Source organism: uncultured Dubosiella sp. (assembly GCF_964018005.1).
In the GTDB taxonomy this organism is placed as follows: domain Bacteria; phylum Bacillota_I; class Bacilli_A; order Erysipelotrichales; family Erysipelotrichaceae; genus Dubosiella; species Dubosiella muris.
On the sequence record NZ_CAXHOA010000042.1, the window covers coordinates 1 to 4,513 of the forward strand.

At 47.5% G+C, this 4,513-nt stretch carries 5 protein-coding genes; all 5 read right to left on the bottom strand.

What is annotated here, in order from left to right; all coding sequences use genetic code 11:
* Window positions 1-373 precede the first annotated feature (373 nt).
* The gene (locus ABNS49_RS13575; protein ID WP_135981380.1) at window positions 374-1,294 is read right to left on the bottom strand and encodes a DMT family transporter; all 921 of its coding nucleotides are present in this window, start codon (window positions 1,292-1,294) and stop codon (window positions 374-376) included.
* The gene (locus tag ABNS49_RS13580; protein WP_135981379.1) at window positions 1,291-3,051 is read right to left on the bottom strand and encodes an ABC-F family ATP-binding cassette domain-containing protein; all 1,761 of its coding nucleotides are present in this window, start codon (window positions 3,049-3,051) and stop codon (window positions 1,291-1,293) included. Before ABNS49_RS13580 ends, ABNS49_RS13575 begins: the two co-directional genes overlap by 4 nt.
* A gap of 36 nt (window positions 3,052-3,087) precedes the next feature.
* Window positions 3,088-3,453 carry a 50S ribosomal protein L17 gene (gene rplQ / locus ABNS49_RS13585; RefSeq protein WP_135981378.1) on the bottom strand — a complete coding sequence of 122 codons (366 nt, stop codon included), beginning with the start codon at window positions 3,451-3,453 and terminating at the stop codon, window positions 3,088-3,090.
* A 13-nt stretch (window positions 3,454-3,466) separates the two neighbouring features.
* The gene (locus tag ABNS49_RS13590) at window positions 3,467-4,417 is read right to left on the bottom strand and encodes a DNA-directed RNA polymerase subunit alpha (protein ID WP_135981377.1); all 951 of its coding nucleotides are present in this window, start codon (window positions 4,415-4,417) and stop codon (window positions 3,467-3,469) included.
* 19 nt (window positions 4,418-4,436) lie between these two features.
* On the bottom strand, window positions 4,437-4,513 hold a 77-nt coding region (gene rpsK / locus ABNS49_RS13595; protein ID WP_195233909.1), incomplete at its 5' end, for a 30S ribosomal protein S11.

Consider the following 4,513-nt stretch of genomic DNA (forward strand, 5'->3'; position numbering starts at 1 on the left):
GTTTGTCGTTTTCGAGAGGCGTTTCCTTAACGCTCACTTATCATACCGCACTCCTCATCAACTGTCAACTACTTTTTATATCTTTTTTAAAGAAATTTAGATGACAGATAAAAGGAGGAAAAAGGAGGGGTTTTGCCTGGATTCCCGCTAAACAATCACGACTTCTTTTTTTTAAATCCAATCCGATCCAAGCAACAAAAAAGCGAGACATTCATTTCCTCGTCTCGCCTTGCGGTCCCATGTTTCACAAAACAAAAGCAATCACCATCGCCACCACGACAATACCACCCACGATGGCCCCAATTATTTTTCCAGCCGACGCTTTTTTCTCTTCATCCATATTCAGCGCTCCTTCTTCTTCATCTTATCAAAATCAGGAAGTTTCTTCCTTATTGACACATCCAATTCCCAAGATGATCAAAACAAGCGCGAACAACGTGAAACTCGAAAAGGCCTGGCTTCCTTCCTGCAGCAAAACCGCGGACCAAATCACACCCACCAGCGGAATCCAACACTGATACATTCCAATTTTCGACATTTTGTTGTATTTTAACAAATAGCTCCAAATGGAATAGGCCAACGCGGAAACAAGCGCCAAATACAGCAGGACGAGCCAGCCTTTCCACGAAGCTTGTGGAATCGGGCTTTCCCCCAAACAGCGGCCGCCTGTCCACAACAGCAAACCGCCACATAAAAACTGGTACCCGCTGAGCAGCATCGCGTTTCGGCTTTGGGAATATTTTTTAATAAAGGCGGCTGAAAACGCGCTAAAAAACTGGGATATTAAAATAAGCCCTTCCCCCAGCCATGCGAACCCAACGTCCCAACGCATGCCATTCAAAACCCAAATTCCTAAAAATCCAAGCAAACAGCCAACGCTTTTATACACCGTCATTTTTTCATACCGAAAAATCAAAGCCGCGACCAGCAAGGAAATAAACGCGCCGGTTCCGGTGATTAGCGCCGCGCTCACCCCGCTGGCATGCGCCACTCCGATATAGTAGAAAAAATACTGTCCCGCCGTTTGAAAAAAAGCAAGCACTCCAATCGGAATCCAGTCTTCCTTTCGTGGAACGAGGGGCCGCCTGCATACGACTGAGCCAATCGCGATCACGAGAACGCCCGCCAGCGAAAACCGGAATCCGGCAAACATCAAAATCTGGTCAATCGCGTTGGTTTCAATGGAAAAAAGCGTATAGCCAAATTTAATGAACGGCGCCGCGCTTCCCCACAACGCGCAGCAAAAAAACGCGAGGAAGAATACGCTCGCGGGCCGCGTCCAAATCGTTTTCATTGCGTTTCCTTCTTTTCTTCCAGTTCCATCCACCGTAATGTTTTCTCTTCCAGCTCTTGTTCTTTTTGATCCCGGAGAGCGGAAGCTTTCATCATTTTGTCAAAATCATGAGTATACTCCACGATTTCCGCGTTCAGCCTCTGGATTTCCTCTTCCAACGCCGGCAATTCTTCTCCCAAGGATGATAGTTCTTTCTTTTCCATATACGTCAGCCGGTTTGAATTCCGTACTTTCCAGGCGTTCTTTTCCTTTGGCTCGCGTTTTTCCTGCTTTTCCGCCTTCGATGCCGTCTTACGCACCATATAGTCGCTGTAGCCACCTGGATAATCACGAATGCGCCGATTCTCGAACACAAACGTATGGTCGACGACGCGGTCCAAAAAATAGCGATCGTGCGAAACCGCGATCACGATTCCCGGAAACGAATCCAAATAGTCTTCCAGCACGTCGAGCGTCAGCAAATCCAAATCGTTCGTCGGCTCGTCCAGCAGCAACACATTGGGGGCCTGCATTAAAACTTTCAACAAATACAAGCGACGCCGCTCTCCACCCGACAGCCGATCCAGTGTGGTGTAATGCATTGTTTTCGGAAAGAGGAAACGCTCCAGCATTTGCGAGGAAGTGTATTTCTTTTTACCAAACGCGACGACAGCCGCGAATTCTTCGATATAGTCGATCACCCGCATGGAAAGATCGGCTTCATCATCCTGCTGATGAAAAAAGCCGATTTTTACTGTCGAACCTCTTTCGATCGTGCCGTCAGTTGGCTGAAGCAAGCCAGAAATCACCTTTAAAAGCGTGCTTTTCCCGCAGCCGTTTTTTCCAATAATTCCAACCCGGTCATGACGAAGAAGATTGTAGGAGAAATCCGAAAAAAGCGGATCGCTATTTTCGTATTGATAGGAAATCCCCTTCCATTCAATCGTTTGTTTTCCCAGGCGGGTTGAAACGGGAGTCAGCTCCAAGATTTCTTCTTGTTCCTTAAAGCGCTGATTGCGTAATTGCTCAAAGCGATCCAGACGGGCTTTGGACTTCGTGCTGCGGGCCTGCACACCCGCCCGCACCCAGGCCAGTTCTTTTCGATACAGGTTTTTATGAGCTTCTATTTGTTTTTTTTCATTTTCCTGCCGAATCTGCTTATTTTCCAAATACACTTCATAGTTTCCTTCATGGGTATAAAAGTCGCCCTGATCCAACTCATAAATTTTCGTGCATACCCGGTCCAGAAAATAGCGGTCGTGGGTCACCATCAAAACCGCGCACGTCATCTTGACAAGCCGGTTTTCCAAATACTCGATCATTTCCTCGTCCAAATGATTGGTTGGCTCATCGAGAAGCAGCAAATCGCATTTGGACATGAGCGCGATCGAGAGCGCCAGCCGCTTTTGCTGCCCACCCGACAAATCGGAAATTTTTTGGTCGTGATCCTCCAAGCCAAACCGGTTTAAAATCGAGCGCAGCTCGTATTCCTCAACCGGAAAAGGATTCTTTTCGTTAGCATGAACGATTTCCTCCCAAATCGTCATTTGGGAAAACCGCGGGGATTGCGAAAGATAGTGGATCTTGGTGTCGGCCGCCATGATCCATTCGCCAACATTCGGATCCTTTGCCGCAATCGCTTTCAGAAGCGTACTTTTTCCGGTTCCATTGACACCGATCAAAGCGATTTTATCTTTGGGCGCGATGGAAAACTGGATATGGTCAAACAGCACCTTGCCGTTGATGATTTGGGTTACGTTTTGCGCGGATAAAAGCATAAGTCCTCCTTAAAAAAAAGCCGGGAAATCCGGCTTCTATTCTTTTACAAATTCAACGATTGCCATTGGCGCGGCATCGCCCCGACGAATCCGGGTTTTGACAACCCGCGTGTATCCGCCTTGGCGTTGAGCGTATTCCGGTCCAATCTCATTAAACAGTTTTTGCAGCGCGGTCGTTCCATTGTCATCGACTTCGATGTTGCGAACATACGCCGCGGCCTGACGGCGGGCATGCAGATCGCCCCGCTTTGCCAAAGTGACTAGACTGTCGACAACGGAACTTACTTCTTTCGCTTTCATTTCCGTTGTTTCGATTTGACCATATTGGATCAGCGACGTCGCCATGTTGCGAAGCAGCGCCTTCCGGTGATCCGCCTTCCGGCCTAATTTACGATTACGCATGGATCATATCCTCCTACTCATACGATTTGAAGAACAATCCAAGCTGATACATTTTGTCCTTCACTTCTTTTAAAGACTTCTTGCCCAAGTTCTTCACATGCATCATTTCATCTTCAGTTTTCTGGGTCAATTCTTCTACAGTTTGAATACCTGCCCGCTTCAAGCAGTTGTAAGAACGAACAGACAAGTCGAGATCCTCGATCATCATCGTGTTGGTCTTTTGAGCATCTTCGACTTGAGGCTGCTGAACAGTAAAGCTTTCCTCCAAAGAAAGGTTCGCCAGCGGTACAAGCTCGTCGAGCTGGTCGATCAAAATATCGGCCGCCTCGGCAATCGCCTGCAAAGGCGTAACGGTGCCGTCGGTTGTCAATTTAATATGAACCTTATCGTACTTCATATCTTGTCCCACCAAAGCCGGTTCCGACAAATAGTCAGCCGAGCGAATCGGTGTGAACAAAGTATCGACCGCGATGACATCTTCCGGAAGCTTGAATTCCTCCCGGTTCTCCGCCGCGCTTTTAAAACCGATGCCATTGGCTACATACAATTCCATGTCAAGAATCGCGTCTTTCTCCAACGTACAAACGATTTGATTTGGATCCACCATATCAATCTCTTCCGGGCAAACGATATCGGCCGCCGTAATGATCGCCGGTCCGATTTTGGAAATATGCACCGTTTCCGGTTTGTCTAGCTCGCTTGTAAACTGAAGAGCTTTCACATTCAAAGTGATTCCTGTAATATCCTCTAAAATACCCGGAGAAGTCATCGCGTCGGCTGGTGTTCCAGAAATTTTGTAACCGATGACGCCACTTCCTGGAAGATTGGTCATCAAGACCCGGCACACCGCGTTTCCGATGGTTGTACCAAAGCCACGTTCAAGTGGTTCAAATACAAACGAAGCCGAATTGTTTTCTTCGTCAATATATTCTTTGTGGAAGGTTGCTCTTTTAAATTCCTGCATCCTCTCTCCTCCTTACTTGTTATCCACGAGGTCGTTTCGGTGGACGGCATCCATTGTGAGGGATTGGCGTCACATCGTTGATCATTGTGATTTCCA

Coding starts and splice junctions, on each gene's coding strand:
- ABNS49_RS13575 (WP_135981380.1), bottom strand. CDS start 1,294: ATGAAAACGATTTGGACGCGGCCCGCGAGCGTATTCTTCCTCGCGTTT.
- ABNS49_RS13580 (WP_135981379.1), bottom strand. CDS start 3,051: ATGCTTTTATCCGCGCAAAACGTAACCCAAATCATCAACGGCAAGGTG.
- rplQ (WP_135981378.1), bottom strand. CDS start 3,453: ATGCGTAATCGTAAATTAGGCCGGAAGGCGGATCACCGGAAGGCGCTG.
- ABNS49_RS13590 (WP_135981377.1), bottom strand. CDS start 4,417: ATGCAGGAATTTAAAAGAGCAACCTTCCACAAAGAATATATTGACGAA.